Annotated in this window: 41 protein-coding genes; 22 read left to right on the forward strand and 19 right to left on the reverse strand. The window is 59.6% G+C overall.

Going from position 1 to position 24,207, the window contains the following annotated elements:
* Positions 1-98: 98 nt before the first annotated feature.
* The 19 genes from ACE3RQ_RS04425 to ACE3RQ_RS04515 form a co-directional block, all read right to left on the reverse strand.
* Positions 99-1,088, reverse strand: coding sequence for an integrase (locus ACE3RQ_RS04425; RefSeq protein ID WP_374520306.1), 990 nt, complete (start codon positions 1,086-1,088; stop codon positions 99-101).
* Entirely contained in the window at positions 1,085-1,309 is a 225-nt protein-coding gene (locus tag ACE3RQ_RS04430) for a DUF4224 domain-containing protein (protein WP_374520308.1), read from the reverse strand. Before ACE3RQ_RS04430 ends, ACE3RQ_RS04425 begins: the two co-directional genes overlap by 4 nt.
* Positions 1,306-1,614 carry a hypothetical protein gene (locus tag ACE3RQ_RS04435; RefSeq protein WP_374520310.1) on the reverse strand — a complete coding sequence of 103 codons (309 nt, stop codon included), beginning with the start codon at positions 1,612-1,614 and terminating at the stop codon, positions 1,306-1,308. Before ACE3RQ_RS04435 ends, ACE3RQ_RS04430 begins: the two co-directional genes overlap by 4 nt.
* On the reverse strand, positions 1,611-1,892 hold the full coding sequence (locus tag ACE3RQ_RS04440; RefSeq protein ID WP_374520311.1) for a hypothetical protein: 282 nt from the start codon (positions 1,890-1,892) through the stop codon (positions 1,611-1,613). Before ACE3RQ_RS04440 ends, ACE3RQ_RS04435 begins: the two co-directional genes overlap by 4 nt.
* Positions 1,889-2,191 carry a hypothetical protein gene (locus ACE3RQ_RS04445; protein ID WP_374520313.1) on the reverse strand — a complete coding sequence of 101 codons (303 nt, stop codon included), beginning with the start codon at positions 2,189-2,191 and terminating at the stop codon, positions 1,889-1,891. Before ACE3RQ_RS04445 ends, ACE3RQ_RS04440 begins: the two co-directional genes overlap by 4 nt.
* Entirely contained in the window at positions 2,188-2,424 is a 237-nt protein-coding gene (locus tag ACE3RQ_RS04450; protein WP_374520315.1) for a hypothetical protein, read from the reverse strand. Before ACE3RQ_RS04450 ends, ACE3RQ_RS04445 begins: the two co-directional genes overlap by 4 nt.
* A complete protein-coding gene (locus ACE3RQ_RS04455; RefSeq protein ID WP_374520317.1) occupies positions 2,421-3,293 on the reverse strand; it encodes a hypothetical protein in 873 nt (290 codons plus the stop codon). The genes ACE3RQ_RS04450 and ACE3RQ_RS04455 overlap by 4 nt, the downstream gene beginning before the upstream one ends.
* Positions 3,290-3,583, reverse strand: coding sequence for a hypothetical protein (locus tag ACE3RQ_RS04460; protein WP_374520319.1), 294 nt, complete (start codon positions 3,581-3,583; stop codon positions 3,290-3,292). Before ACE3RQ_RS04460 ends, ACE3RQ_RS04455 begins: the two co-directional genes overlap by 4 nt.
* Positions 3,580-3,774 (reverse strand): hypothetical protein, encoded by a 195-nt coding sequence (locus ACE3RQ_RS04465; RefSeq protein WP_374520321.1) that lies wholly within the window; start codon positions 3,772-3,774, stop codon positions 3,580-3,582. Before ACE3RQ_RS04465 ends, ACE3RQ_RS04460 begins: the two co-directional genes overlap by 4 nt.
* Before the next feature lie 86 nt (positions 3,775-3,860).
* The gene (locus ACE3RQ_RS04470) at positions 3,861-4,835 is read right to left on the reverse strand and encodes a recombinase RecT (RefSeq protein ID WP_374520322.1); all 975 of its coding nucleotides are present in this window, start codon (positions 4,833-4,835) and stop codon (positions 3,861-3,863) included.
* Positions 4,836-4,853: 18 nt separating this feature from the next.
* On the reverse strand, positions 4,854-5,117 hold the full coding sequence (locus tag ACE3RQ_RS04475; protein WP_374520324.1) for a hypothetical protein: 264 nt from the start codon (positions 5,115-5,117) through the stop codon (positions 4,854-4,856).
* Entirely contained in the window at positions 5,117-5,290 is a 174-nt protein-coding gene (locus tag ACE3RQ_RS04480) for a hypothetical protein (protein WP_374520326.1), read from the reverse strand. Before ACE3RQ_RS04480 ends, ACE3RQ_RS04475 begins: the two co-directional genes overlap by 1 nt.
* On the reverse strand, positions 5,287-5,538 hold the full coding sequence (locus tag ACE3RQ_RS04485) for a hypothetical protein (RefSeq protein WP_374520327.1): 252 nt from the start codon (positions 5,536-5,538) through the stop codon (positions 5,287-5,289). The genes ACE3RQ_RS04480 and ACE3RQ_RS04485 overlap by 4 nt, the downstream gene beginning before the upstream one ends.
* Positions 5,535-5,786 (reverse strand): hypothetical protein, encoded by a 252-nt coding sequence (locus tag ACE3RQ_RS04490; protein ID WP_374520328.1) that lies wholly within the window; start codon positions 5,784-5,786, stop codon positions 5,535-5,537. Before ACE3RQ_RS04490 ends, ACE3RQ_RS04485 begins: the two co-directional genes overlap by 4 nt.
* Complete coding sequence (locus tag ACE3RQ_RS04495; RefSeq protein ID WP_374520330.1) at positions 5,783-6,025, reverse strand: hypothetical protein; 243 nt, start codon at positions 6,023-6,025, stop codon at positions 5,783-5,785. The genes ACE3RQ_RS04490 and ACE3RQ_RS04495 overlap by 4 nt, the downstream gene beginning before the upstream one ends.
* Positions 6,022-6,165, reverse strand: a complete 144-nt coding sequence (locus ACE3RQ_RS04500) for a hypothetical protein (RefSeq protein WP_374520331.1) — start codon at positions 6,163-6,165, stop codon at positions 6,022-6,024. Before ACE3RQ_RS04500 ends, ACE3RQ_RS04495 begins: the two co-directional genes overlap by 4 nt.
* A gap of 80 nt (positions 6,166-6,245) precedes the next feature.
* A complete protein-coding gene (locus ACE3RQ_RS04505) occupies positions 6,246-6,512 on the reverse strand; it encodes a hypothetical protein (RefSeq protein WP_374520333.1) in 267 nt (88 codons plus the stop codon).
* 177 nt (positions 6,513-6,689) lie between these two features.
* Positions 6,690-7,055 (reverse strand): hypothetical protein, encoded by a 366-nt coding sequence (locus ACE3RQ_RS04510; RefSeq protein ID WP_374520335.1) that lies wholly within the window; start codon positions 7,053-7,055, stop codon positions 6,690-6,692.
* Positions 7,056-7,065: 10 nt separating this feature from the next.
* The gene (locus ACE3RQ_RS04515; RefSeq protein WP_374520337.1) at positions 7,066-7,746 is read right to left on the reverse strand and encodes a helix-turn-helix transcriptional regulator; all 681 of its coding nucleotides are present in this window, start codon (positions 7,744-7,746) and stop codon (positions 7,066-7,068) included.
* Between the two features lie 81 nt (positions 7,747-7,827).
* Between ACE3RQ_RS04515 and ACE3RQ_RS04520 the strand changes: the two genes are divergently transcribed.
* From ACE3RQ_RS04520 to ACE3RQ_RS04625, 22 genes are all read left to right on the forward strand, one after another.
* Positions 7,828-8,046 carry a transcriptional regulator gene (locus ACE3RQ_RS04520; protein ID WP_374520339.1) on the forward strand — a complete coding sequence of 73 codons (219 nt, stop codon included), beginning with the start codon at positions 7,828-7,830 and terminating at the stop codon, positions 8,044-8,046.
* A 68-nt stretch (positions 8,047-8,114) separates the two neighbouring features.
* Positions 8,115-8,486, forward strand: a complete 372-nt coding sequence (locus tag ACE3RQ_RS04525) for a hypothetical protein (protein WP_374520341.1) — start codon at positions 8,115-8,117, stop codon at positions 8,484-8,486.
* Positions 8,486-9,340 (forward strand): hypothetical protein, encoded by an 855-nt coding sequence (locus ACE3RQ_RS04530; protein WP_374520343.1) that lies wholly within the window; start codon positions 8,486-8,488, stop codon positions 9,338-9,340. The genes ACE3RQ_RS04525 and ACE3RQ_RS04530 overlap by 1 nt, the downstream gene beginning before the upstream one ends.
* The gene (locus ACE3RQ_RS04535; RefSeq protein ID WP_374520345.1) at positions 9,337-9,783 is read left to right on the forward strand and encodes a hypothetical protein; all 447 of its coding nucleotides are present in this window, start codon (positions 9,337-9,339) and stop codon (positions 9,781-9,783) included. Before ACE3RQ_RS04530 ends, ACE3RQ_RS04535 begins: the two co-directional genes overlap by 4 nt.
* Positions 9,784-9,792: 9 nt before the next feature.
* Positions 9,793-9,930 carry a hypothetical protein gene (locus ACE3RQ_RS04540; RefSeq protein ID WP_374520347.1) on the forward strand — a complete coding sequence of 46 codons (138 nt, stop codon included), beginning with the start codon at positions 9,793-9,795 and terminating at the stop codon, positions 9,928-9,930.
* 100 nt (positions 9,931-10,030) lie between these two features.
* Entirely contained in the window at positions 10,031-10,252 is a 222-nt protein-coding gene (locus tag ACE3RQ_RS04545) for a hypothetical protein (protein ID WP_374520349.1), read from the forward strand.
* Positions 10,249-10,665, forward strand: a complete 417-nt coding sequence (locus ACE3RQ_RS04550; RefSeq protein WP_374520351.1) for a recombination protein NinB — start codon at positions 10,249-10,251, stop codon at positions 10,663-10,665. Before ACE3RQ_RS04545 ends, ACE3RQ_RS04550 begins: the two co-directional genes overlap by 4 nt.
* Positions 10,662-11,192, forward strand: coding sequence for a recombination protein NinG (locus ACE3RQ_RS04555; protein WP_374520353.1), 531 nt, complete (start codon positions 10,662-10,664; stop codon positions 11,190-11,192). The genes ACE3RQ_RS04550 and ACE3RQ_RS04555 overlap by 4 nt, the downstream gene beginning before the upstream one ends.
* A complete protein-coding gene (locus tag ACE3RQ_RS04560; RefSeq protein ID WP_374520354.1) occupies positions 11,173-11,721 on the forward strand; it encodes a hypothetical protein in 549 nt (182 codons plus the stop codon). The genes ACE3RQ_RS04555 and ACE3RQ_RS04560 overlap by 20 nt, the downstream gene beginning before the upstream one ends.
* Complete coding sequence (locus ACE3RQ_RS04565; RefSeq protein ID WP_374520356.1) at positions 11,718-12,200, forward strand: hypothetical protein; 483 nt, start codon at positions 11,718-11,720, stop codon at positions 12,198-12,200. Before ACE3RQ_RS04560 ends, ACE3RQ_RS04565 begins: the two co-directional genes overlap by 4 nt.
* Positions 12,197-12,502 (forward strand): hypothetical protein, encoded by a 306-nt coding sequence (locus tag ACE3RQ_RS04570; protein WP_374520358.1) that lies wholly within the window; start codon positions 12,197-12,199, stop codon positions 12,500-12,502. Before ACE3RQ_RS04565 ends, ACE3RQ_RS04570 begins: the two co-directional genes overlap by 4 nt.
* A complete protein-coding gene (locus ACE3RQ_RS04575) occupies positions 12,499-12,735 on the forward strand; it encodes a hypothetical protein (RefSeq protein WP_374520360.1) in 237 nt (78 codons plus the stop codon). Before ACE3RQ_RS04570 ends, ACE3RQ_RS04575 begins: the two co-directional genes overlap by 4 nt.
* Entirely contained in the window at positions 12,732-12,977 is a 246-nt protein-coding gene (locus tag ACE3RQ_RS04580; protein ID WP_374520362.1) for a hypothetical protein, read from the forward strand. Before ACE3RQ_RS04575 ends, ACE3RQ_RS04580 begins: the two co-directional genes overlap by 4 nt.
* Positions 12,974-13,489 (forward strand): hypothetical protein, encoded by a 516-nt coding sequence (locus ACE3RQ_RS04585; protein WP_374520364.1) that lies wholly within the window; start codon positions 12,974-12,976, stop codon positions 13,487-13,489. Before ACE3RQ_RS04580 ends, ACE3RQ_RS04585 begins: the two co-directional genes overlap by 4 nt.
* A 914-nt stretch (positions 13,490-14,403) precedes the next feature.
* Positions 14,404-14,919 (forward strand): GIY-YIG nuclease family protein, encoded by a 516-nt coding sequence (locus tag ACE3RQ_RS04590; protein WP_374520366.1) that lies wholly within the window; start codon positions 14,404-14,406, stop codon positions 14,917-14,919.
* Complete coding sequence (locus tag ACE3RQ_RS04595; protein WP_374520368.1) at positions 14,904-15,368, forward strand: terminase small subunit protein; 465 nt, start codon at positions 14,904-14,906, stop codon at positions 15,366-15,368. The genes ACE3RQ_RS04590 and ACE3RQ_RS04595 overlap by 16 nt, the downstream gene beginning before the upstream one ends.
* Positions 15,328-16,782, forward strand: a complete 1,455-nt coding sequence (gene terL / locus ACE3RQ_RS04600; RefSeq protein ID WP_374520369.1) for a phage terminase large subunit — start codon at positions 15,328-15,330, stop codon at positions 16,780-16,782. The genes ACE3RQ_RS04595 and terL overlap by 41 nt, the downstream gene beginning before the upstream one ends.
* Entirely contained in the window at positions 16,767-18,716 is a 1,950-nt protein-coding gene (locus ACE3RQ_RS04605; RefSeq protein WP_374520371.1) for a hypothetical protein, read from the forward strand. The genes terL and ACE3RQ_RS04605 overlap by 16 nt, the downstream gene beginning before the upstream one ends.
* Positions 18,716-18,997: a hypothetical protein gene (locus ACE3RQ_RS04610; protein ID WP_374520372.1), complete on the forward strand. Its 282-nt coding sequence runs from the start codon at positions 18,716-18,718 to the stop codon at positions 18,995-18,997. The genes ACE3RQ_RS04605 and ACE3RQ_RS04610 overlap by 1 nt, the downstream gene beginning before the upstream one ends.
* Positions 18,998-19,000: 3 nt before the next feature.
* Positions 19,001-21,439: a hypothetical protein gene (locus ACE3RQ_RS04615; RefSeq protein WP_374520374.1), complete on the forward strand. Its 2,439-nt coding sequence runs from the start codon at positions 19,001-19,003 to the stop codon at positions 21,437-21,439.
* Between the two features lie 3 nt (positions 21,440-21,442).
* On the forward strand, positions 21,443-23,362 hold the full coding sequence (locus ACE3RQ_RS04620; protein ID WP_374520376.1) for a hypothetical protein: 1,920 nt from the start codon (positions 21,443-21,445) through the stop codon (positions 23,360-23,362).
* Between the two features lie 117 nt (positions 23,363-23,479).
* The gene (locus ACE3RQ_RS04625) at positions 23,480-24,202 is read left to right on the forward strand and encodes a hypothetical protein (RefSeq protein WP_374520378.1); all 723 of its coding nucleotides are present in this window, start codon (positions 23,480-23,482) and stop codon (positions 24,200-24,202) included.
* Positions 24,203-24,207 lie beyond the last annotated feature (5 nt).

Raw genomic sequence — 24,207 nt, forward strand, 5'->3', positions numbered from 1 at the left:
GCAACGACGCGGCCTCCAGGCCGAAAACTTCCGCTATCAAATCGACCCTCTACCCTTATTCCATGCGGGCTCCAGAGGGTCGGCGGAAATGATTTTGGCTACCTCGTGGGTGTGATACGGTCGCCCCGCGTTCGGTAGTGAGCCATCGTCAAACGCTTGTCGGAGTGCTGCAAAAGCCGCGCGGCATCGTCTGATGTTTCGGCCAGGTCGGCGGCACGCTTTCGCATGTCGCGCAAGATCAGGGCGGAAACTTCCGGGCACTCCTTCGCGGCTTCTTCCCGGGCTTTCTCCCATCTGCTGCGCAGCTTCGCCACGGTCATTTCCGTGCCGTTTGGCATCGCCATCAGCTTCAGGTGCAATGCCAACTTGTTGGCCTTGCGGCGCTCGATGATCCCAGCCAGAACGGAGCCACGAATGTCGAACTCGGCCACCTTGCCGGTCTTGTTTGCCTTCACCCTCAGAAAGTCCCCGCGCAGGTTTGTCAGGGACAGCTTCAGCACATCGGTCACGCGCAAGCCGGTGGCGCTCATCAGGTCGAGCACGTCTTTGAGCGTGTCATCGGCTGCACGGTGCAGGGCGTTGAACGCCTCGTCAGTCACCTCCATTTCCCGCACTCTCACCTTGCCGATCTTCCAGCCCTTGATCGGGTTCGGCAGCGTCGTCATGCCCCATTCAAGAGCATGCTCCCACAGCAGGCCCAGCAGCTTCACTTCTTTCTCGCCCTGGAGCTTTGCTGTCCGCTTGTCCAGATAGGCGCGAAGGATCGGGCGCTTGATGGTTTCCCATGTGGCCGTCTCAAACACCTGGCGCATGGCCTTGATGTGCTGGCGGTAGTTCCGTGCGTTGGCCTCACTTTTGGTCGGCAAAACCTCCCTCTCGAACTTGTCGAAAGCTTCGGCCAGCGTCCCAGCCACACGGGACTTCCGGTGGTGCAGCCGGTCCCACTCCTTCAAAGCCTCGTCGAAGTCGGTCCCAATCGGCACCTCCTTCTTTTGTCCCGGGGCGCAGTAGTAATACCCCGTCCAGACCTTGCCGGATTTGAGCTTGCGGGACCGGGCGCGAAGTCCTGGGTACTTGCTGAGTCTCATCGAACGAACTCAAGGCGTGGGCCGCTTGGCATTGCCACTTGCACCCCGCAGGCACGATTGCGGGCGTACCAGCGTGACACCAGCGGAGAACCATCAGCGGCAGTCTCGTATGGGTAGCCCAGCTTGTCCAGTTGCTTACGCTGGCTGGACTTCCAAGACGTTCCGGTGAGCTGCTTCACCTCGTCTTTCGTGAGGTATTCGGATGCGTTGATATCGCTCATCCCGTTTCCCCTTTCTGGCCCAGGTGTTGGCGGATGGCGGCATCAATTTCACTTGGGGTCGGCAGACCATCAACACCCTCTGTTCTGCACTCTCCGAAGCATTGCCACCTGATGACCGCCCACGCCTGCCTCAACAGCGAATCCTTTGCTTCGTTCTCTTCCACTAGGCGGCGGATGTGGTCTGCGGCATTGGCGGACGCCTCGGAAAGTATGTAGTCGTAAGACATTGACGACTCGTAATAGAAGTTTTCTCCGGTTGCCAGCTCATCAGCGCACCGCAGCGCGTCTTGGTTTTGTTCGTTCACGATCCGTTCTCCAAATGATGTTTGATGTCGATGGCCGCCTGCAGCTTCTTCTGCCAGTCGTCTGTTTCCAGCGCCTCCTGGGCTTGGCGCAGTAGAGCAACTGTCTTTGCAAGCTCATCGGTCAACTGGCACAGGTTGCGCTCGTTGGCCTCGTTCTCCGCATGCAGGCGGCGCAGCTCGGCGGCGGCCTGTTTGCGTGTCTCAACCTCTTGCAGCCATTCTTTTGCGCTTTGTTCGCACTCATAGGCGATGCGCAGGGCTTCAGGTTGCGCGCTCATGCCTTGCCTCCCAAAGCTGCAACAGCGTCGCGCAGGCGCTCCAAGCACAATCTGGCTGCGTCGGTCGGTGTTTCATTCTTGTGGCCGCTGCTGACCTCAAAACGTGCCCCTGCCGGGGCCACATTCACCTCAACGGTGCAGCACCAGAACTTGTCCCTCGATCCGTATTGACCCAGTCGAACCGCGCCCCACGGCTCAAGCTGGCTGATCAGGTTTTCAAGGGTGCTCGGCTCGGCCAGCGGCGTGGCCTCAAAAGCCGGTTTGGGCTGCTTCTTGAACAGGTTGGTGATGGCGTTCACGATGCACCGCCCTTCTGCGCCAGCGCGACTCGCATGCGCTCCATGTAGTCTTTGGAAATGTCGGCTTTGGTGGTTTGTCTGATTGCGATTGCTTCGCCCCTCCAGACCGCTAGGGCATCTTGCAAACGAGCCCGCCACCGCGTTGCTGACCCATCAGGAAGCGCCGGCTCCCAATGCTTTCCGTCAGGGCTGGACTGCGTTTTGCATTGCATCAGGTCTTTGACGGTAATCATCGCGCGTCTCCCTTCTGCGCCAGCGCGGCGCGGGCTTGCCAACCCCTCCACGTCGATTCGCAGAAAAATCTGCTGTCAAAGACGCGCAGATACCACGCCTCAAACTCTGCGCGCTCATCCACTTCGCTGGACTGCGCTGGCGCTTCTGGCGCGGAGTTGCACTCGGCGCAAGGCACATCAACGAAGTGTCGAAACGTCTGACAGGTAACACCGCTTTTCTCGTAATTTTCGACGACTTTCAGAAGCTCAAAATACCTGCTCGCCAAAATAGCGTTGGTTTCATTCACAGCCTCTGCCGCATCTGATTGCGCTGGCGCTTCTGGCGCGGCGGCGAGCATGGCGTCAATGCGATCCAGTGCGGAACGGGCAATCGTGCCGCAGTCAGACCAAAGTTTCCCCATGCCGCCAGTGAACGGGGCTTTGTAGTCCGACGCATCGGCGTAGAAGCGCAGGGCGGCTTGAACCGCCTTCCAATCCTCCGCCACTCGCTGGCGGTCATGCTTCAGCGCAGCGTTCTCCGCTTGTAGCCGCTGCACCATCTCGCCAAGTCGGTCAATGCGATCAGCCTTCGCGGCACAACTGTCGGCCAAAGCCTCGGCCTGCTGCGGGGCGGGGTGGCGGTAGAACACCGACACCTCAAACAAGCGCGGCTTCGCAGAAAGCTCGTCGTACCGCTCTTTCGTGCAAGTGCAGTAGTCGTTGAGCCCTCGGCGGCGGAAGGCATAGACCGGCGCCTGCTGCGCCAGCTTGGAAAGCACTGCGGCTTCGATGGCGCGGGCGTAACGAAGCTCGTTGAACTTCCAGTTGGGGCGTTCGATTTCCTCTTGGCGTACTGCCTTCAGCTCGTCATCGGTCAGGATCGTGTTCATGCTTTTTCTCCGGTGGCTTTGGCGATGGCCTTGTCGAGCTTTCTCCATGCGTATGCTCTTGTTCGAGCGGCAGAAGGTCGGTTACAAACGTCTTTCAGCTCCATTGCCGCCTCCAGCAGATCAGGCGCGGAAGCGATCAGGCGGGCGTTGGCTTCGCTTCGACCGGCGACGACTCGCATGTAAACGTGTGCCACATCAACCTTGCCGACACATCCGTTCTCGGGATCGTTCTCAATCCCGGTGATGTCTCCTTCTTCGTTGCTCCAAGGGCCTGCGGTGTGCTTGCTCATGCAAACCCCCGCGAAGGAAGATTGAAGGCTTCCAGCGAACCCGGGCGGTACGTGGTCTGCGGAATGTCTCGCTTGGTGTCCAGAACAGGCCGGTGCATCGGCTCAGTGCCTGAGAAGTCCACGCGGTCAATCGTTGCTCGGAACGTCTGGCGCGGTGCCAGATCAATGGTGGGTTTGGTCTTGGTGGTCATGGTCTTGAATAGAAAGAGGGGCACCAGAAGCAAGGCGTTTGGTCAGGGAGGAGCTGTGCGGCTTCTGGTGTTGCCCCGAAAAGTGGTTAAGCGGCAACCGGCTTGGCTTTACGGGCCTCGCCTTCTTTCTTGAGTCCAGATCGCACGTTGGACGGCAGGACAGACCACAGGGCCAGCTTTTGGTCTGAGTCCAGGTTGTCGGCCTCGATGCGGTCGAATGCGATGGGGGGGCCGGCTTCTTCGCTCTCGAAAAGCTCTTTGACTTCCTCGGCCAACTCGCGCAAGTAGTTCTGCTGATCAATCGGAAGCTCGGCCATGGAGCCCTTGGTGGGCGTCACGATGACGGCGGAAGGCTTGTTGTCTTCCAGGTCAAGACCTTCACCGCCTTCGGTGTTGAGGAAGTGAACCGCGTTGTCCAAGCGGTCGGTCTTGGGCCACAGCTTGTAGGCGCGTTTGATGACCGTCTTTTTGATCATCTCGCCCTCGTCCGTCACCCATGGGCACTTCTTTCCCTTGCTCTCCCATGCCTTCCATGCGCTGGAACGGTTGCGAATGTCGTAGACCTCATCCAAGCTCATGCAGGCGGTAAGGTAGTCGCCAGAGTGGGTCTTGACGACGACGTATACGCCGACGATTCCCCCCCGGTCTTTCGCGAACGGGTTGCGGTTGTGAACGGGCGGGCGGTCGAATCCTTGCAGTTCAAAACGGTCTTGCTCAAAGACAAGCTCAGACTGCCCCCACATGATCGAACCCGATTGGATAGCAAGGTCCAGCAGGCCCATATACGAGATGTCTAGGCAGATGCGACCGTCACGCGGCACCAAGTACGCTTGGCGCTTGGCAGGGTTCAGGCTGATGCCGATAGCGGCCACATTGGTCACGGCATTGATGACCGACTGCCGATTGCCCATGGCGATGTTCAGCGCATAGTCGTTGCTGCTGATGACCTGCACAGCAAACCCGGCCTCTCGCTCGAAGTTCAGCGCGCCACCGGCCATGCGCTCGAAGCGCTCCCGGGTGCTGTAAATGTCGTCCTTGATGATGGCAAGTGCGTTGCTCATTTGTTCCTCCGGTTAAGTTCAGTTCATCAGCGCCCGCCAAGCCTGGCGAACAGATGCGATGCGTGATTGGTTGGCCGACCGATACAGCCGGTACACAGAGAAGGCGAAGCGAATGCCGCTCAGTTGCTCGGTGTGCACATCGACTGGGGCGCGCTGCTCAACCTCACCAGCCACAGCGACGATCTGGTCGCGCTTGAGGGCCGAGGTGTCCACGCGGTGCAGGCACAGGCCAGAGCACTCGCCCTGCGGATACCCGCAGCCGGAAATGGCGTAGCGGCACATCAGCACCACCTCCAGAACATTCCGGCGATGCGGGCCAGCATCGGGCGCGGCTTCGCTGTGCGAGGGTCCAGAAGTGCGGCCTGAAGCGTCAGGGCGCAGCTAGACATTGGCTGGTGCTGGCGGGGCACGTAGGCGCTCCCAATCAGTACCTTGCCGGTGTTGATGACGTTCATGCTGCACCACCTTCCTTGCTGCGGTCCACGGTCGCACTCGCCATGAAGATGTCGCTGCCGACGATGCCGCGCAGGTCCGGCCCGTCATGGTTGGGTGCGCCTAGCTTGGTGGCTCCGCACGCACAGCGGTAGCGGCCCTTGAGGCTGATGTGCGCGCTGCGCCCGCTGACCGTGGTGCGGGTGATGTTCTTCGTCCAGGCCCAGGTGTGGCGCGGGCCGTTGGTGCAGGGGGGGGTGGGCGTGCTCATTTCAAACCTCCCAAAAACGCCTCGATGGCGTCAGCAAAAGTCACGTACACAGCAATCAGCGCGGCAGTCGGGATGCCCCAGCCGATGGCAAACATTCGGATGGCCTCGCGGTAGGTGATGCCAACCCGCCCGTACTGCTCGGGCATGTCGTCGTCAGGCGTCAGCGACCAAGCGAACAGGGCGACCAGCATTCCCCAGCACAGGGAGAGGCCAAGCACGATCAGCAGGCCAGTCGGGATCGTGTTCATTGCGAACCTCCCTTCTTCGTGGTGATCCAGGTGTCAGCAGTGCTGTCCTGGCGCTCCTGGGCGCGGGCGCTGAAGCCGGGCTTGTCGATGGGCTCAAGCTCCAGCGGTGTCTCGGGCTCTTGCGGGGTCTGAATCCCGAAGTCCTCCAGCAGCGCAAAGCCGCTGTCGCGCTCGGTCAGTTCTTCGACCTCCACGCCCGGCAGCGGGCGGTCGGGCCGCTTGATGAGGCGGTGTTTCATCGCGCACCGCCTTCCATGGCCTTGAGCATGGCGTCGGCCATCTTGTAGGCAAACTCAGCGTCTTGTTTCGGGTCGATGCTTCCGGGCCTTGTCAGCATTCCCTGCATCGCCTTCGCCGCGAAGTAGTCGCGCAGGGTCATGCCTGGCGATGCGGCAATTCCGCTGTAGTGGTTTGCGGCTTCGGTTGGGAAGGCCGGGCCTCCGGTGTCAGTTCCGAAGCTCATCCCACCACCTCGCTAGCGGTATCAACCAGCTCAACGTCCGCATCGCAGAAGCCGCGAGACTTCATCTCGCAGGCCAGAGTCATCAGCAGTTGGCGAACCTGCGCGGCGGTCAGGTCGCACTTGCGGATGGCGGCAAGAGCCACGTTCAGCTTCTCGTCGCTTTCGGCCTCCTGGCGTTCGCGGACTTCCTGCTCAGCCCACATGTCGCCGTACTCGCGGGCCTCTCGGATGGCCCGGGTTTCGAGTGGTGCGTAGGTGTTCATCTGCTGCTCCATCTGGTTGGTGAGTCGATGGAGTTAATGTAGCGAAACGCTAGAAACAGATCAAGCGTAACGCTATGCAAAACGCTAGAAACCGACGAACGGCAAGCTAGGCGGGCAAGCACAGACGAAAAAAAACCCGCACTAGGCGGGCTTGCTTGGGGCGCGGGGCGCGGGGCTTTACTGCGTCTTGAGGTCGTATGTCCTGCCAAGATCGTCCTGGCACTGGCCGATTGCATTCATGCCATCCACTGCGAACTCGCACCGCAAAGCCTTGCCTGTTGGGCTGGTGAGTAGGGCACGGCCTTGGTTGGCACTACCCACGATGCTCATGGTGGTGAACTTGGCACCAGTGAACCCAGATGCTTGGCCGAAGCTGTTGTTGAGGATGTAACGCCCCGCGTATTCCTCCCCATCAACCGTCGCTGTGATGGTCTTGGCGGCGGAGTTGAAAGTGAACGGGTGAGCCTTTCCCTCTCTTATGAGCTGTCCAGAGCCAGCGCAGCCGGCCAAGAAGGCGGCAGCAAGAATCAAAGCAATCTTCATGGTTTCTCCCTTAGAAATCGTCGCCCCGCCAAATCTTGACCACTCGGCCAAAGACCTGGAAGTCCATATCTGACGTGATGGTCCAGTCTCTGTAACTAGGGTTCTCGCTGATCGCCACCAGGCCGTTGCCGGGGATGCGTTGTAGGCGCTTGATGAACCCCTCGTCACCAACACGGAAGAAGTAAATCGCGTCGTACTCCACTGTCACGACGCCAGTGTCGATCAGCAGTGGATCGCCTGGGTTGTAGAGCGGGCGCATGGAGTCACCGAAGCCGGTGACGATGGCGAGATTCTTGTGCGAGGTGCAGTTTGGCACGTTCTTACGAAGCCACTCTTTGGTGACCTCCCATCCACGTATTTCTCCGGGTTGGTCGCGCAGAACCAACCCACCTGCACCCATTTTTCCACCTGTTTCGTATTCACTTATTCGCTCTGTGTCACCTTTGTTAATTACACGTTGGTGAGAAATTACCGCTTCCGTGTCGGATGCCACTTTTGCCCATCCTGGGAACGCTTCATCGAGAGCGCGGCGCATCGTTGGTCCCACCCCTTTGGGGTTTCCTGAAGGCAGCTTCACCCCGGAATACACCTGATAGACGCTTTGCGGGTTAAGGCCGGCCTGCTCTGCCACAGCCTCGTAGCCACCCATTGCGTCCACAAGCTGTCTCAGTGCTTGTACGTAAATGTCCATTTGGCCGTTATAGCAATCCGCTACCCTTGCCGTCTGTCGAAACACTTGACGTTCATCTAGCGTTTCGCTATTATGCGGCGCATGAACATCAAACCCACTGAGCGCCAGGTTCTCGCGCAGCGATGCGGAGTCCAAGACGCCTACCTCTACCAAGTGCTCACTGGTCGGCGTGAAGCCAGCCCTGAGCTTTGCGTACTCATCGAGCGGGAAAGCTCCAAAAGGATTACCCGCCAGATGCTTCGCCCGAATGATTGGGCGCGCATTTGGCCTGAGTTGGCGGAGTCGATCGCGTCGAGCTGATGGGCGGTTCGTCATGTGACGGACTGTCCATTTTTTTCGCCCAAAACCGAAGTCAACCGAGGTCAACCATGAGCAACCATTCGCAAATTCAGGTGCCGTGCATGTCTGTCATGCGCAGCCCGGAAGAGGTGCCGGCGGCTTTCATTCAGGCATGCAAGTCTGAGTTGGAGGCGCTGAACCTCTGCATGAACTTGTCTGGTTTGAGCGATGAGGCCATCCGCGAAAACCTCGGCATCGACAAAGGCCACTTCTCCCGCATTCGCAAAGGCCGTGGCAACTTCCCGCCGAACAAGCGCGTAGCTCTGATGGAGCTTTGCGGCAATCGCGCTCCGATTCAGTACGAGGCCATGCGCTTGAACTGCGAGGTTGTTGACCTCAGCAAAGACGCACAAATCCGCGCCTTGGAGCAGCAGCTCAATGCACTGAGGAAGGCTGCGTAATGGCTGGCGACTGGATCAAGATGCGATCGGACCTCTTCACGCATCCGAAGGTTGTCCGCATTTCGTCCGCACTGAAAGCGGACACGCTTCGGACGGTCGGCGGATTGATGTCCGTTTGGTGTCTCTTCGATGCCCACTCAACAGATGGACACCTGGACGGATACACGCCGGACGTTCTTGACGATCACCTGCGATGGCCAGGTTTTTCGCGGGCAATGGTGCAGGTCGGCTGGCTTGAAACTGATGGCGATGACGCCCTTGTTTTGCCTCGGTTTGACACTCACAACGGCCAGTCAGCCAAGCGCCGCGCACAGGACGCAGACAGGAAAAGAGAAGTCCGAAAAACGTCCGCATCCGATGCGGACAAAAAGCGGACCAGAGAAGAGAAGAGAAGAGAAGAGATAAATACATCTCCTAACGGAGATGGTGACAAATCCGAAGCTGAAGCTTCGGGCGCTGTCGCGCCGGCCAAACCTGCCGACGTGATGACGAAGGATGAGCTTTGGTCGGCAGGCAAAAGCCTGCTTGCCCAAGCTGGGATTCCGAAGGCTCAGTGCGGATCGTTGATCGGCAAACTTGTCAAGGACTACGGCGATGTGGTGGTGATCGAGGCTGTCCGGGCAGCAGTGGTGACGAGGCCGGCAGACCCTGTTGCCTACATCAAGGCGGCTTGCATGCACTCAGCCGGACAGCGCGCCAATGCTGCGCCCAAGAGCTTTGCCGAGCAAGACCGCGAAGCCGGGATGCGTCGCTGGGAGGAAATGACTGGGCGCGTTCATCCCGACCGCCAGCAAGGCGGGGCTGTGTTCGCTGTCACAAACCAAACCCTTGACGTTGTGGAGGTGCTGCGATGAGCCTGCCCGTCCAAGCCCTTGATCGCCTGTTTGCCCGCCTAGCTGCGACCTATGGCGCGGCCTGGGAGCGCAGCCTTGGCTCCACACCTTTGGCCGATGTGAAAACCGCGTGGTCGCATGAGTTGTCCGGGTTTGCAGGATCACTGAACCGCATCGCATGGGCGCTCGAAAACCTGCCGACCAAGTGCCCGAACGTCATCGAGTTCAAGGCCTTGTGCCGCCAGGCACCAGCGCCAGAGGCGCCTCGCCTTCCTGAGCCAAAGGCAGACCCTGAGCGAGTCAAAGCCGAGCTGGCGAAGCTCGCCCCCGTGCGCCAGGCCGTAGCCACCAGCCAGCGCGATGGCCGCGAGTGGGCTCGACGCATCTTGGCCAGGCAAGAAGCCGGAGACCGCATCCGGCCCATCACCCTGCGTTTCGCCAAAGAGGCGCTTCGCATCACCTAAGGAGCCGTCATGACCCTGCGAACTCAAGACCCCGACAAGCAAGCTGCGCATCGACTGCTGGACGAAGTGAGAGCCGGCATCAAGCACCACCCGATTCTGATTGCCCAGGCGCTGGCAATCCTTGGTGAACCCGTGGAGGAAGCATGAACCTCGACCAAATGTGTGCAGATGCTCTCAAGCGCATTGAGCGATATCTCAACCTGGCTGCCGCCCAGCACAAGTTCCACCTGCGTGGCGGGAGGAAGCTGTGATCCAACTAGGAATCGCTCTCTTTGGCCTGACCGCGATTTACTTCGCAATGGGCAACAACCCACGTCTGCGCAAGTGGGCTCCCATCATCGGACTGGCGGGTCAGCCGTTTTGGTTCATGGCGACCATCCCGAATGCTCAGTGGGGCATGGTCGGTTTGTGTGTGGCGTACACGCTGGTTTACGTGCGCGGCATCTGGATGCAGTGGGGGGCGAAATGACCGACCGAGCCGTCATCACCTGCTTCAACCCTGTGCAGGCCCACAAAGCCCTGACCAACGCAATCTGGCCGCAGCTCAAGGCCATGCTGATCGCAGGCCATCGCATGGTTGTCGAGGTCAAGCCTGAAACCCGCTCCAGCGAACAGAACCGCAGGCTGTGGGCCATGCTGACCGACATCAGCGAACAAGTCGATTGGTACGGCAGGAAGCTGGCACCAGCCGATTGGAAGCATGTCTTCTCTGCCAGCCTTCGCAAGCTCGATGTAGTTCCGAACCTGGATGGAACCGGCTTTGTCGCGCTGGGCCTGTCCACCTCGACCATGACCAAGCGCGAGATGGCCGACATGCAGACCCTCATGGAAGCATTCGGCGCAGAGCGCGGCGTGAAGTTCAGGGCGCAGGAGGGCGCATGAAAGCCTGCAAGGTCTGCGAAACCCCGTTCTCTCCAGCCCGCCCGCTGCAAGTCGTCTGCGGCCCGAAGTGCGCTCTTGCCGTAGCCAAAGACCACCGCAAGGCCGAAAAGGAAAACATCCGCAAGCGCAAGGCAGCGGTGAAGACCAACGGCCAGAAGAAGGCTGAAGCGCAGCGGGCAGTGAATGCGTTTGTCCGTGCGCGTGATGCCAATCTGGCTTGCATCTCATGCGGTCGGATGCACGAGGGTGCTTGGCATGCAGGCCACTTCCGCAGCCGTGGCTCTGCGCCTCACCTTGCACTCGATCCGCGAAACATCCATCGCCAATGTGCACCGTGCAATCTGTTCCTTCACGGGAACCTGATCGGCTTTCGCGCTGGGCTGATCTCCCGGTACGGCGAGGACTTCGTGAAGGAGTTGGAAGCCGACCACTACCCGCGCCACTACAGCGGGCACGACTACGAAGAAATCAAGCGCGAGTACCGCGCAAAGCTCAAGGAGATTGAAAGTGGCAAGAAAGAAGATTGAGTGCGGCCCTCCCATCGAGTTGTCCAGCAAGTACCTGAAGAACTACATCGAACAGAAGTGCCATATCTGCGAGGAATGCGGAGAGAAGACGCATTGGCCAGGCGCAGAGAACAACAAGGGCGCTTACCCGGTCCGGGTCAATGGCAAGTCGGTCAGCGTTCGCCGGCTGGCGTTTGAATTCAATGGCGGTGTGCTGGAGAAAAACAGCAAGATCATCACAACCTGCCCGAACCATCGCTGCATCAACTTCAAGCTGCTGCGTCAGGTCACGATGGCTCACATCGTCAAAGAGGCGGTGAAAGCCGGGACGATGCACACCCCGCAGAGCTGCGCCAAGATCGCGGAGACCAAGCGTCGCACGGTGGGGAAGTTGAGCCAAGAGGCGGCAGAGTCCATCAGGTTGGATTTCCGCCCTGCTGCATTGGTGGCTGAAGAAAACGGCATCAGCGAATCCTACGTTCGCACGATTCGACGAGGCGCGGCCCGCAAGAGCTACGCATCCAATCCTTTTTATGGGTTGATGCGATGAGCCGCAAACGCACCGTGCGCCGAGTCTGGAGGATGGTGAACCCCATCGCTCACGCAATCCAAGGCGCGGCCATCACCCCGCGATCTGAACTGGACAAACTGCTGGCCCGTGAGCTTGCCTCGCTGGACGACTTGACCCACGGCAGGGGAGGGCTCCAGCAGTGGAACGACATGGCTCATGTGGTGAACCTCTGCGAGTCGCTGGCCTTGAACGGGGTTGGGCCAGAGGCTTTGGAAGCCTGTGTGCTTGCTCAAGAGGGTTTGATTGACGCCGCCAGAAGGTTTCAAAAGACCCAGCGCATGGGCCTGACTGGGGTTGCCATCCAAGCCCTGCGCGACGTGATCGAGTACCACGACCTCCAGCGGTCGAGCATCAGCCGCAGTCAGTACGAGAAAACCATTGCAGGGTTGCGCAGCCAGATTCTGAACAACGTGAACACGGTTCACCTCGACAAGCTGCTCGAAACGGAGGCCGCATGAACTGCAAACCCGGAGATTTGGCAATTGTTGTCCGGTCTGAGAATGGCAACGCGGGCAAGGTTGTCACCTGCATTCGATTGGCAACCAAGACTGATCTTGAAAACGAGGGCTTGTTCTGCCCCGATGATGTATGGGTGGTTGATCGCCATCTGTTGGTGACTAACGCCTTCGGCAAGAATGGCAAGCATGTCCGCTTGTGTCCTGATTCTGTTCTTCGTCCCATCAGACCCCAAGCCGATGGTGCCACCGACGAAACTCTGACTTGGCTTCCCGTTCCTTCTCGCGAGAAGGAGGCCGCATGACCTGCCCCGCCTGCGACTTAGCCAACAAGGGCGAACTGACTGGCTCGTACCAAGCCAACTGCGATGAGTGCACGGCTCGACAGTTCGCCAATGGGATCGACCTTTTCAACGCCCGCAAGGCTGGAGAGATGACGCCGGAGTACGTCGCCATCCTCCAAAAGGTCTGGGGCGACGACTGGGAAGCAGGCCATGAGCGCGTGAAAGCATGGGTCAAAAAGAAGGGGAAGAAATGACCAAGGACGAAATTGAAAAACTGGCGGTCGAGGCTGGTTGGCCTTTGTTCGCCATCCAGATGCTCGCTGGGACGGAGGATGAGAAGCGGCTTCAGCGTTTTGCAGAGTTGGTGGCCACTGCCGAGCGCGAGGCGTGCGCAGAGCTTCTAAAGGAGAACGCCACGCTGTGCGTGAAGAACAAAATGCTGCGCGAAATCCTTGAGGCAAACGCCGACGCCATCCGTGCGCGAGGTAACGCATGACAGATGAGCGCCCATCCATCCAGGAGCGGTATTCGACCGCCCGCCAGACCTCCGACCTCTCGCTTGACCCGTTGACCTCAATGAGCCCAGCGGACGTGCTGACGGCCTCCGGGTGGGCGGCTCAGGAGAACGAGGCGGCGATGCTGCTTTGGGGTGTGGTGTACCAAGGCAAGACCTCGGACAAACTCCGACTGGTGGAAGTGCTGGGGAGCCAACTCAACGCCAAAATGGGCAAAGATCGTAGGTTGAAGGGTGACGCATGGAAGATCGCCGCCGAGATGCTGGCGTGGTTTCTGCATGGCACTTGCAGGCCCTGCGGTGGGTTGGGGTACGAACGGACGCCGGGAACACCTGCACTCTCCAACCGTCTCTGCAAGGTCTGCCAAGGAACCAAGCGAGCCCACTACCCGCGATCAGCAGCGCACATCTGGATGGACGCCCATTTGGGCAGCCTCACTGCAAAAGCCGGTGGGGAGGTGATGAAGAAACTGGCTAGGAGTATGGAGCTATGAGGAAGTGGCTAAAACAGCAATGGTGCTCCCTCATGCATATGGGTGGCCGCATCAAACGCGACGATCAAGGGCGCATCAACTGGCAGTGCGATACCTGCGGCATGTGGGGTGATCCTGTCCCGATTGATGAGGAGCTGAGACACATAAACCGAGACATAAACGCGCACATAAAAGCTGTACAAAAACCCCTTGCGCCATGAAAATCGGTGTGCTATCGTTGCGTGGTCGATAAATTCCGGGTGAGCCGGAAACAGCAAAAGTGACGCCATCCCATCGTGGGATAGGTGTCTTCAAAAGACCCATCACACCAGCGGGCCGAATGACTGGATCTGGCGAGGCCACGGCCTCTGCCCCACTGGACGAGCCCCGATGACCCCGGTACCCCCGGGCGAGAACAGCGCATAGGACGCGGTGAAGGTAGCCCGGCCCGCTGATGTGATGGTGCCGCGCCGTACCGGAAACGGTGCTAGGTTTAAAAGGCCAACCGGCACCATCAACGCCATACAGCGCCCTATGCAAGCGTCTGGAGCGAAATGCCAGAGCCGGAATTCGTAACCGGCAGATACACCAGAAGCCCGCCGAGTGCGGGTTTCGTCGTTTTTGGCCTGCATGAAGTGACCCTAAAGAGGGCGCATCAGGCCGCCAATGTTCTCGGGCCTGTCCGACATACCTCATCAGCTACCTAGCAAGAGGGACAGCGCCCGGAACCCTTCGCCCCCGGACAGACGCATTGCCGAAATGTGGCCCGACACGGGGAAATGTCGGGGAATCTCCCCATCCCTCGCTCGGATGGATAAGCGGCAGAGCGAACCCGGGCACCAGCAGGGCCAAACGAAACCCTGTGACGGATGGTGCCCACCCCTTCAACACACACCGGGCGCAGTCTCATTTCTCCGACGCCGGGAGGAACCACCATGCAGGAATCGACCTACACACCTCAAGTAGCCGTCTACGCCCTTTGCTGTCCCACTGACGGAAGTGTGAAGTACATAGGCAAGGCGGTAGACCCAAAGAAGCGTTACCAACAGCATTTGCGAGAAAAACGCGGCAACACCCCAAAGGTGAACTGGGTTCAAAAATGCTTGAGGAATGGCTTTGTGCCGACGTTGGTTGTCTTGGAGTGGGTGGATGCCAAGGTCTGGAAGGCTGCGGAGAAGAGGTGGATTTCTGAGTACAGGGCGAACGGCGGCTTGCTGAATGTCGCGGATGGTGGTGATGAGCCTCATTGCCCCACTGAAGTCAGGGCCAGCAACGGGAAAAAAACAGCTCACGCGATACATACAAATCCAGTGAGAAAGCGAATGTGGGAACTGAAGCGTTCCCTTGGAAGCGCATTGAAGGACGGGGTTGTTTCTGAGGCGACGAAAGAAAAGATGCGTCGCGCTGCGGTGCGCTTCCCTCAGTTCTACAGTGAATGGGCTTCGATATGAGCAGGCCAAGCGACTACTCCGAAGCCTTAGCTGATCTGATCTGTAGCCGCATTGCAGATGGGCAAAGCCTCAGATCAATTTGCCGCGATGAGGACATGCCTGACCGGGCGACAGTCTTTCGTTGGCTTGCAAGCCGGGAAGATTTCGCGACCAAGTACGCGTACGCGCGCGAACAGCAGGCTGATTTGTACGCTGAAAGCATCGTGGACATTTCCGACGAGCTGGAGATTCAAGCCACCTACCAAGGCGAGGAAGTCCGGCTGGATGTGAGCCCCACTGCCGTGGCGAGAAATCGGCTTCGCGTGGATGCTCGCAAGTGGTATGCGGCAAAGCTGGCCCCGAAGAAGTACGGGGACAAGATTCAAACGGAACACAGCGGCTCGATTGGCATTGCCAAGGCGCTGACAGATGCAGAGCTTGAGGCTATCGCGGCAGGAAGCGGCGGCTGAGCTGCTGGCTCGCCGTGCCGCCCGGGTGGCAATGGCGAAGTGGATCGACTACCGGGACGCTGGATACAAGCCGGCACGTCACCACCGACTGTTGATTGACCACCTTGAAGCGGTGGAGCGTGGGGAAATCACGCGCCTGATGGTTTGCATGCCGCCAGGCTCTGCGAAATCGACCTATACGAGCGTTGAGTTCCCGCCTTGGTTCATGGGCCGGAACCCGAAGCTCAACATCATCGCGGCCAGTCACACACAAGAGCTTGCTGAGCGGTTTGGCCGCAGGGTTCGCAACATCGTTGGGAGCCAAGAGTTCCGCAGTGTGTACGGCTACGGTTTGTCTGCCGACTCAACCTCTGCTGGTCGGTGGGACAACGAGCAGGGCGGCGAATACTTCGCGGCTGGTGTTGGCGGTTCGATCACTGGCCGCCGTGCAGACCTTGCGTTGATCGACGACCCGGTAAAAAGCCGGGAGGATGCAGACAGCCAGCGCAGCCGGGATAAGGCGTGGGACTGGTATGTGAACGACCTGCTGACCCGCTTGAAGCCTGGGGCGCGGCAGATCATCGTGATGACCCGTTGGCACGAGGATGACCTAGGGGGCCGGATTCTGGCCCGTGAGCGTGAGAAGTGGACGCTGTTGGAGCTTCCGATGGAGGCTGGAGCCAATGACCCATTAGGCCGGCTGCCTGGTGAGTTGCTTTGGCCTGACTGGTTCACTGATGAGATGGTGGAAACCGCAAAGCGCGACACCCGATCATGGAACGCGCTCTACCAGCAGAACCCGACACCAGACAGCGGCGACTACTTCAAGAAAGAGTGGTTTCGCTACTACGACACCGCGCCGCAGTACCTGCAAATCTACGGAGCCAGCGACTACGCGGTGACAGCGAAGGGTGGGGACTTCACGGTTCACGGCGTGTTTGGTGTGGACCAAAACGAGGACGTCTATTTGTTGGACCTATGGCGGCAGCAGACGACCTCGGACGTTTGGATTGACGCGTTCCTTGACCTGGTGCAGCGGTGGAAGCCGATTCAGTGGGCAGAGGAGCAGGGCCAGATCATCAAGAGCCTGGACCCGTTCATCAACAAGCGCAGCCAAGAGCGCGGTGTTTACGTGGCGCGTGAGCAGTTCACCAGCCTGACAGACAAGGCCAGCCGAGCGCAGGCCATTCGTGGGCGGATTGCCCAAGGGAAGTTCTACCTGCCAAAGCATGCGCCTTGGTTGGCAGACCTTGAGCGCGAAATGCTCACGTTCCCGGTAGGTGTGAACGATGACGCGGTGGACGTTCTGAGCCTGTTTGGCCGGATGTTGGACCAGCTCAGCACGAAGTCAGCACCGAAACCAAAGCAGCCCATCGACAGGTGGGAACGTGCTTTTAACTCCGACTCGGACGACGACTCATGGAAGACGACTTGAAGCAACTCACAACCACGGAGACCGAGCTGACAAAGCTGGTGCAGTGGTTCGAGGCCGCCGAGGACTCCACGCGAGATGCCCGAGTCACGTCCGAAAAGTGCCGGGACTACTACGACGGCAAGCAGTACACCGATGAGGAAGTGGCGACGCTGAAGAAGCGCAAGCAGCCCATCATCGTGTCCAACCGCATCAAGCCGAAGATCAACACGCTGAAGGGGATGGAGTCGCAGAGCCGCACCAACCCAAAGGCGTTGCCCCGGAATCAGGGTTTCGACGATGAGGCTGCGGAAGCCTGCCAGGATTCGATTCGTTTCGTGCTGGACGACAACGACGCCGACAACATCTTCTCTGAGTGCTTCGACAACCTGTGCATTGAGGGCACTGAGGCGCTGGAAATCAACGTCCAGCCAGACCCGAAGTCGCAGGATTTCCTCATCACCCTGAGGCAGATTCACTGGGACCGCCAGTTCTTCGACCCGCACAGCCGGGAGCGGTCTTTCAGCGATGCCAAGTACCTCGGTGAGGTGGTTTGGCTTGACCTTGAGGACGCGATTGCCGAGTATCCCAACGCTGAGAACGTCATCAGCGCCACGATGGACAAGTTTGGCGCAAAGACTGGCGAGACCTACAACGACAAACCGCAATACCGCTGGGCCGATGCGAAGCGCCAGCGGGTGTGCCTGATCTCCATGTGTTTCCGCAAGGGTGGCCGCTGGATGCACACCATCTTTGTGCGTGGTGGCTTCGTGCAGGAGCCGATTGAAGTCCCGTTTGTGGATGAGGACGGCAACAACGAGCCGCTGTACATCTACCAGTCGGTCTACGTGGACCGCGACGGCAACCGCTACGGGCCGGTCAAGGACTGGTTGAGCCAACAGGACGAGATCAACAAGCGACGCTCCAAGGCTTTGCACTTAATGAGCGTGCGCCAGGTCAAGGTCCGGAAAGGGTCCGTTGAATCTGTAGTTCGCCTAAAGGAAGAACTTGCCAAGCCTGACGGGGTGGTTGAGGAAACCATCGAGAACGGCGTTCAGCTTCTCCAAACTGGAGACATGGCGCAGGCGCAATTCAACTTGCTGGCCGAGGCCAAGGCAGAGATTGACGCGGTGGGTGTGAATGCGGCTCTGGCTGGCACCGAATCGCGCTCAATGTCCGGTCGGGCTTTGGAGGCTAGGGCAAATGCTGGCACCGCTGAGGTGCGCCCGATCCTTGATGCTCACGCGCACTTCAAGAACCGCGTGTACCGGGCGATCTGGAATCGCATCCGCCAGTACTGGACGGCTGAAAAGTGGGTGCGTGTGACCGACAACGAGCAGAACATCAAGTTCGTTGGCCTGAACAAGCCGGTAACGATGGGCGAAAAGGTCTTGGAGCGCATCAAGCAATCCGGCCAGCAGCCCGATCCTCAAACGATGGCGCAGATTCAAGCCGACCCGCAGATGCAGGTGGTTGTCGGGACAAAGAACGTCCCGGCGCAGATGGATGTGGACGTGATCTTGGACGAAGTGCCCGACTTTGCGGCCCTTCAGTCCGAGCAGTTCGCCGAACTTTCAAGCCTCGCCAAAAACGGCATGCCGATCCCTCCCCAGGCAATCATCGAAGCCTCGTCGCTGCGGAACAAAGACAAGATTCTGAAGATGATGCGCGGCGAGTCTGAGGATGGACAGAGCCAGCAGGTGATGCAGCTCCAGCAACAGATTCAGCAGCTCGCCCAGGCCCTTGAGGGTGTAACCCAAGAGAACGAGCAGATGAAGGCCGAAATGGGCCTTAAGGCCGCAGAGGTCAGCATCAAAGCCCAAGACTCGGAAACGAAGCAATACGCCGCCGAAACCGCCCGCATGCAGGCGCTAGGCCCGGCCATTGACCCGCAGCAGGTGGCCCAACTCGCGGCCCAGCTTGTGCTGCAAGCCCTCAACCCCCAAGGAGTTCTCTGATGGCTCAGAACACCATTCTTGCCACTGGCAGCGCTGCTGCGACCTCATCTGATGTTGTGGTGGCCGCTGGCAGCGTTGTCTCGGTCGGCATCTACTCGGCGGCTGGTATCCCTCGCGGCGTGTCGCTGCGCGTGATGATGGATACCCCGGGCCTTGACATGCAGATCGGTGAGCTGACCGCAGAAGACCCCGCTTTGATCCTGTCCGGTCCTGGCACCTACCGAGTGGTTCGTAGCGCCTTGGCTGATTCGGTGTCTGTTGGCGCTTACTCGGAGACGTGATAAGTGGCCATCGTCGCTTACCCCGGCACGCCCGGCACGGTCATATACGGCGGCCTGCCCACGCCATCGGGCGGGACTGCGCTGACGACGATCACGCTGGCGAACACGTCAGCGACCGAGCAGAGCGCGGGGTTTGTGTCGCCGATGTTTGGCCTGCCACTGAAGCAAGGCGACGTGCCTGCGGGTCAGTACCCGGCGTTCTTCCTGGCTGACGACACGCCTGTGCCGGCGACGATTCACAGCGTCACCTCGTGGCCTGATGGCTCAATGAAGTGGTGCGGGGTGTTCCTGCGTGTGCCGGCTGCTGTGCCTGGCTCTGGCACCCTGGCGATCACCGTCAAGAACGGCGGTAGCGCTCCGGGCGCTTCGGCTCGTGCAGTGTCTGATTTGACCGCTGCTGACCTGAAGGTCGAGCTGACAGGAGTCACCAACCTGACTGGAACGTGGACCGCCTCGCTCAACGACGCCATCACCAACGGCACGGTGGTTGTCATCGGTGACGGCCCTGCGGGCATGCTGGTTCGCATCCTGGGCGACTTCAAGCAATCAGGCAGCGCCCACGGCCAGCTCGTGAACTGGCACTACGCGCTGATTGCCCAGAACTCGTCCGGTGGCTTGCTGGGCATTCGCTACCTTGGTCGGGTGGCGCAGCCGTGGGCTGAGGTTGTATCTCCGGCGCCAGCGTTGCGCTCTTTCTCTGCCGCACTGAAAACTGGAGAAACGGTTTTTAGGGCAATGCAGGGGGTTCAATCTGGAGAAACGCTCGGCAGTACGATTTCCCTGCCTCATTACGGACGAATTGATACCTGCGGCACCTCTGGGAAATGGGATTTTTTCCAAGCAGGCGGAAGCGCATCGGCCGATTGCTCGGTGCGCGTGGTATTCGACAAAACGTATTTCACCGCCACAAAAATTATCCCCCCATACGATCTTGCTGTGGACCCCACCCCACAAGCAGCCGCCGACTACTACCCGTCGTGCAGCGGCGGAATGATCCGCCCTATTGGTAACACGGGAGAGCGCCGCGAACTTGGGGTTTTGCCTGACTGGGCGGTCAAGCATTTGCTTTTGCAGGATGCTGACTCTGAGCAGCGAGTGCGCGTGGCAAGTCTCGCGGTAGGCGGTTGGCGCACTGGAGTGCGAAAAGCTGCGACCAAAAACATCATACCTTGCGCCGATGTGTCGCCAAGCTATACGGGCCTCGGCCCGGTCGAAACCAATTGGCGGTACTGGGCTGTCCCAAACAACGGAGACATGCCGAACGTGGGCGTTGAGGGCTATCTCTGGAGCGGGGACTTAACGACAGACCACCGGCCAGGCCCATGCTATTACGCCTACCTCATCACCGGCGAACCCCAGCATCTTGACCTGCTGATTGAGAACGCTGCGGAGGCTGTTCTGGTGCAGCCGATTGGATCGCCAACGGTATGGACTATTGAGCAGCCGATTGTTGGGGCGGCTCGAACGGGGCAGTTTCACAATAGAACAGCAACGATCAACGGCGTCGATTACAAAGGTGCTGGAATCTTGTTTTACCCGGCGCTTACGCGCGATGCCGCGTGGGCGCTACGGGATATTGCGCAGTGCGCAGCAATATGCCCAGACGTTCCCCCAGATGGTGCGAACGTGAAGGGCTATTTCAAAGACGTGGTCGAAAGCAATTTGGCTGCGTTCAACGCTTACCGTGCTTTGATGCCTACGTCTTACCAGAACGCGGGGCTGTTCTGCTTGATCCCGGCAATTGCAAGCAACGAAGAATCCCCGTGGACGTATGCGTATTTGGTGAACTCACTTTGCCACGCAAAGAGCATTCTTTCGCCATCTGGTGTAGACGGGGTTCTGGAATCGTTTGCCAAATATTGGCAGACCGTGACTGACACCTACGACATTGCCGCCTGCTTTGCATACCGTATGTATCCGTGGAGCGACGCGCAGGTCCGCGCCAACACCATGGAAGAGTGCGTGTTCCGAGTTTTCGATTGCACAATTTCGTTCGATACCGGAACGCAGCTTTTCACAAAGGCGGGCACGAACTCCGGGTTTAGCGTCACCAATGGCGACGTTTTCATGGTGCCGTCAGGTGCGACCAAACCATTCGCATCAGCGGTTGACTATCAGCGCTTCTACGCCGTGGAAAGCACTGGATCGACTTGGAAGCTGGCGGCTTCTCCTGGCGGCGCTGCTGAAACCATATCCACAACTGGAACCTGGTCGCAAACCTGGGTGGGGCTTCAGTCGTTCTCCCCTCGGCTTACTTACGAAAACGTGACCAGCTCGTCTGGGTACATGGCAAACGTGCGAGGGTGCATGCGTCAACTTGAGGCCGTTGGCGTAACGGCGGCCTCCGCGGCGCGTGCTTTGGCTGACGCCAATATTGTGGCGGCGGGAACCAGTTTTTCCGACCTTCCGAAGAACGCCATGGCTCTTGCCTACCCGGGGTAAACGATGACTATTCTTGCTTCAGACAACTTTACCGGCGTGGGAACGTCATCCATCGGCGGCCGCACGCTCAACAACGCGCTAGGTGGTACTGCATCTGCTGCGTGGGAAAGTGAAGCCACAGTCAACTTTCTCGGAAATGGCGCTGACCAAGTAGCGCGAGGGACAAACAACTCAAACAACTGGGCATCGTTGTCTGGGGCCAATGTGACCCGCATCACGATTGCCCCAAATGGGGTCAATACCCCGATTGTTTTTGCCGGCCTTCGCTTGGCTGGGCCAACGCTCCGAGAGAAGGTGGTAGCCTGTCTCGCCACTTCGCAAACTGCGCTGGCTATTCGCACCTATGACTCGGCAAACAACCCAACGACTCGGGCAACAACGGTCATTACGGCCCCAGTGAACCCAGTTATTCTTGAGGTGAAAATTGAAGGCCTAGTAGTTACTGCCAATCTCTACAACGCCTCTGACTCGTCTCTAATCGCTACCACGAACTGGACCGCAACGACTCTGCCAACAGGGAATTACGCGGGCTTTGGCTTTCTCGGCGCAGCAAACGCCACCATCACCTTTGACAACTTCGTCGCTGATGACGGCTCAGCCGGCGACGTAACCGCCCCCACGCTCACCAGCGCCACGGCCACGGCGACCGGTGCAACCACGGCGACCGGCGGCGTCACGACCGACGAAGCAGGCCCAGCATGGGCGGTACTCACGACCAGCAGCACGACGCCCAGTGCCGCGCAGATCAAGGCCGGGCAGAACCACACAGGCGCAGCGGCTTCGGCAAGCGCCACGGCAACGCTGGCTGTTGGCGCGAACGCTAGCGTGTTCTCCTTCACTGGCCTGACTGCTGGGCAGACTTACTGGGAACACGTCGTGCAAGACGACGCGGTGCCAAACACTTCGACGCCGATCACCAGCGCGAGCAGCGTCACAACGCCGACGCCGGACACGACGTCGCCCGAGTGGCCGGGTGGAACGACGCTCGGCGCGAGCAACAAGACCGACACGACGGTGACGCTCACCGCGTCGGCTGACGCTACCGACAACGTGGCCGTGGCGGGTTACGAGTGGAGTTCGGACGACGGGGCCTCGTACCCGTTCACGTCGCTCACCAAGACGTTTCAGTTCACTGCGCTCTCGGCTCTCAACTCGTATCAGTTCAAGAGCCGGGCCTACGACGCAGCAGGCAACAAGAGCGCGGCTATCTCGCTGACCACCAGCACGTACCGAGCAGGCGACACGGCGGCGAACATCCTGGCGAACACCGGCCCAGTGGGCGGGAATCCTGCTGGCTTCCTGTACGCCTTCGCCTCAACCGTCACTAGCACCGATTGGCTGAGCTACACCATCACCAGCGGTCCGACGCCTTCTGGCGGCACCCTGACCGCAAACCCTGACGGGACGTTCACGTACTTCGGCCCTGAGCCTGCCACGCTGGTGATTCAACCCGAGGTGAATGGAGCCAATGCCGCCGAGACGATCACCGTCACGCTGTACGACCAGACGGGGGAGGTGCCAGACACCGATCCTCCGGTTTTGTCTGCTGCGACCGCCTACGCATCAAGCGCGACCACTGCGGCAGGGACCGTCACCACCAACGAGGCGACCGGCACGCTCTATTTCCTGCGCAACAACAGCGCGACCGCTACGGATGTGGCCGTCAAGGCGGGCCTGTCTCAAGCCGTCACCGCAGCAGGCATCCAGACGGTCAACGTCACCGGCCTGACTGCTTCGACGCCCGGCAACTACATCCACTACCTGCACCGGGATGCAGCGGGCAATGACTCGCTGGTGTCCAGCAGTGCCGCATTCACGACTCCCGCGCCTCCAGCTCCAGGCATGAAGGTGACTGGAGCAAAGCCAACCAAGGTTTCTGCGCGGCCAATCGCAAGACCGATTGCAGGCAAACCGACCGACTGAACAAGTTAACCCCAACGAACAACCCGCCCAGGTAACTCGGCGGGTTTTTTGTTGCCCAGCCGCCGTGGGATTCCGGGCGAAAGGTGCCGCCGACCGTTCGGGCGAAAAGGAAAACCGATGAGTGATTTGGATGAAGTCTACGCAGCTCGAAGCATCGACCAAGAAGCGCAAGCCGTGCAGCACATGCACGACGAGCCGCCAGAGATTGAGCAACAGAGCACGGGCGAAGAACAGAGCGTGACGCCGACGCCAGAGGCAGAACCCCAAGCACCAGAGGTCGATTGGCGGGCTGAGGCTGAGAAAGCCAAGAAGGCCGCCGAGGAAGCAGAGCGCAAAGCCAAAGGACTTGAGCAGGCCATTGCAGCCGTGCGTCAAAAGGTCCGGGAGCAGCCTCAGCCGAGCTTCAACGAAGACCCCCAAGCGTTCGTCGAGCGCGTCCGTCAGGAAATGCAAGAGCAGGTCAAGTTGGTGCGGATCGAAACCGCCCAAGCAGCCGCCCGTGCGCGTCATGCGGACTACGACGAGATGGAGGGTGTTTTCGCCAGCTTGGCCGAGCAGAACCCGTACCTGGTCGCCCAGTTGCAGCAGGCCCAAGACCCCGCTGAGTTTGCCTACAAGACCGCGAAGTTCCATCGAGAGATGGAAGCCGCCGGGGGGTCGATTGACGCCCTGCGCGAGCGCATCGCAGCCGAAGTGCGAGCAGAGCAGCAAGCCAAGTTCCAAGCCACCGCGCAAAGCCTCCCCAAAACCCTAGCGGGTGCTGTTGGGCAGGGACGTTCGTCCGCGAATGTCTACACCGGCCCGACCTCCCTTGACGACATCTACGCCAAGAAAGGCTAATCATC

The sequence above is a fragment of the Hydrogenophaga sp. genome, assembly GCF_041913525.1.
GTDB lineage: Bacteria > Pseudomonadota > Gammaproteobacteria > Burkholderiales > Burkholderiaceae_C > Hydrogenophaga.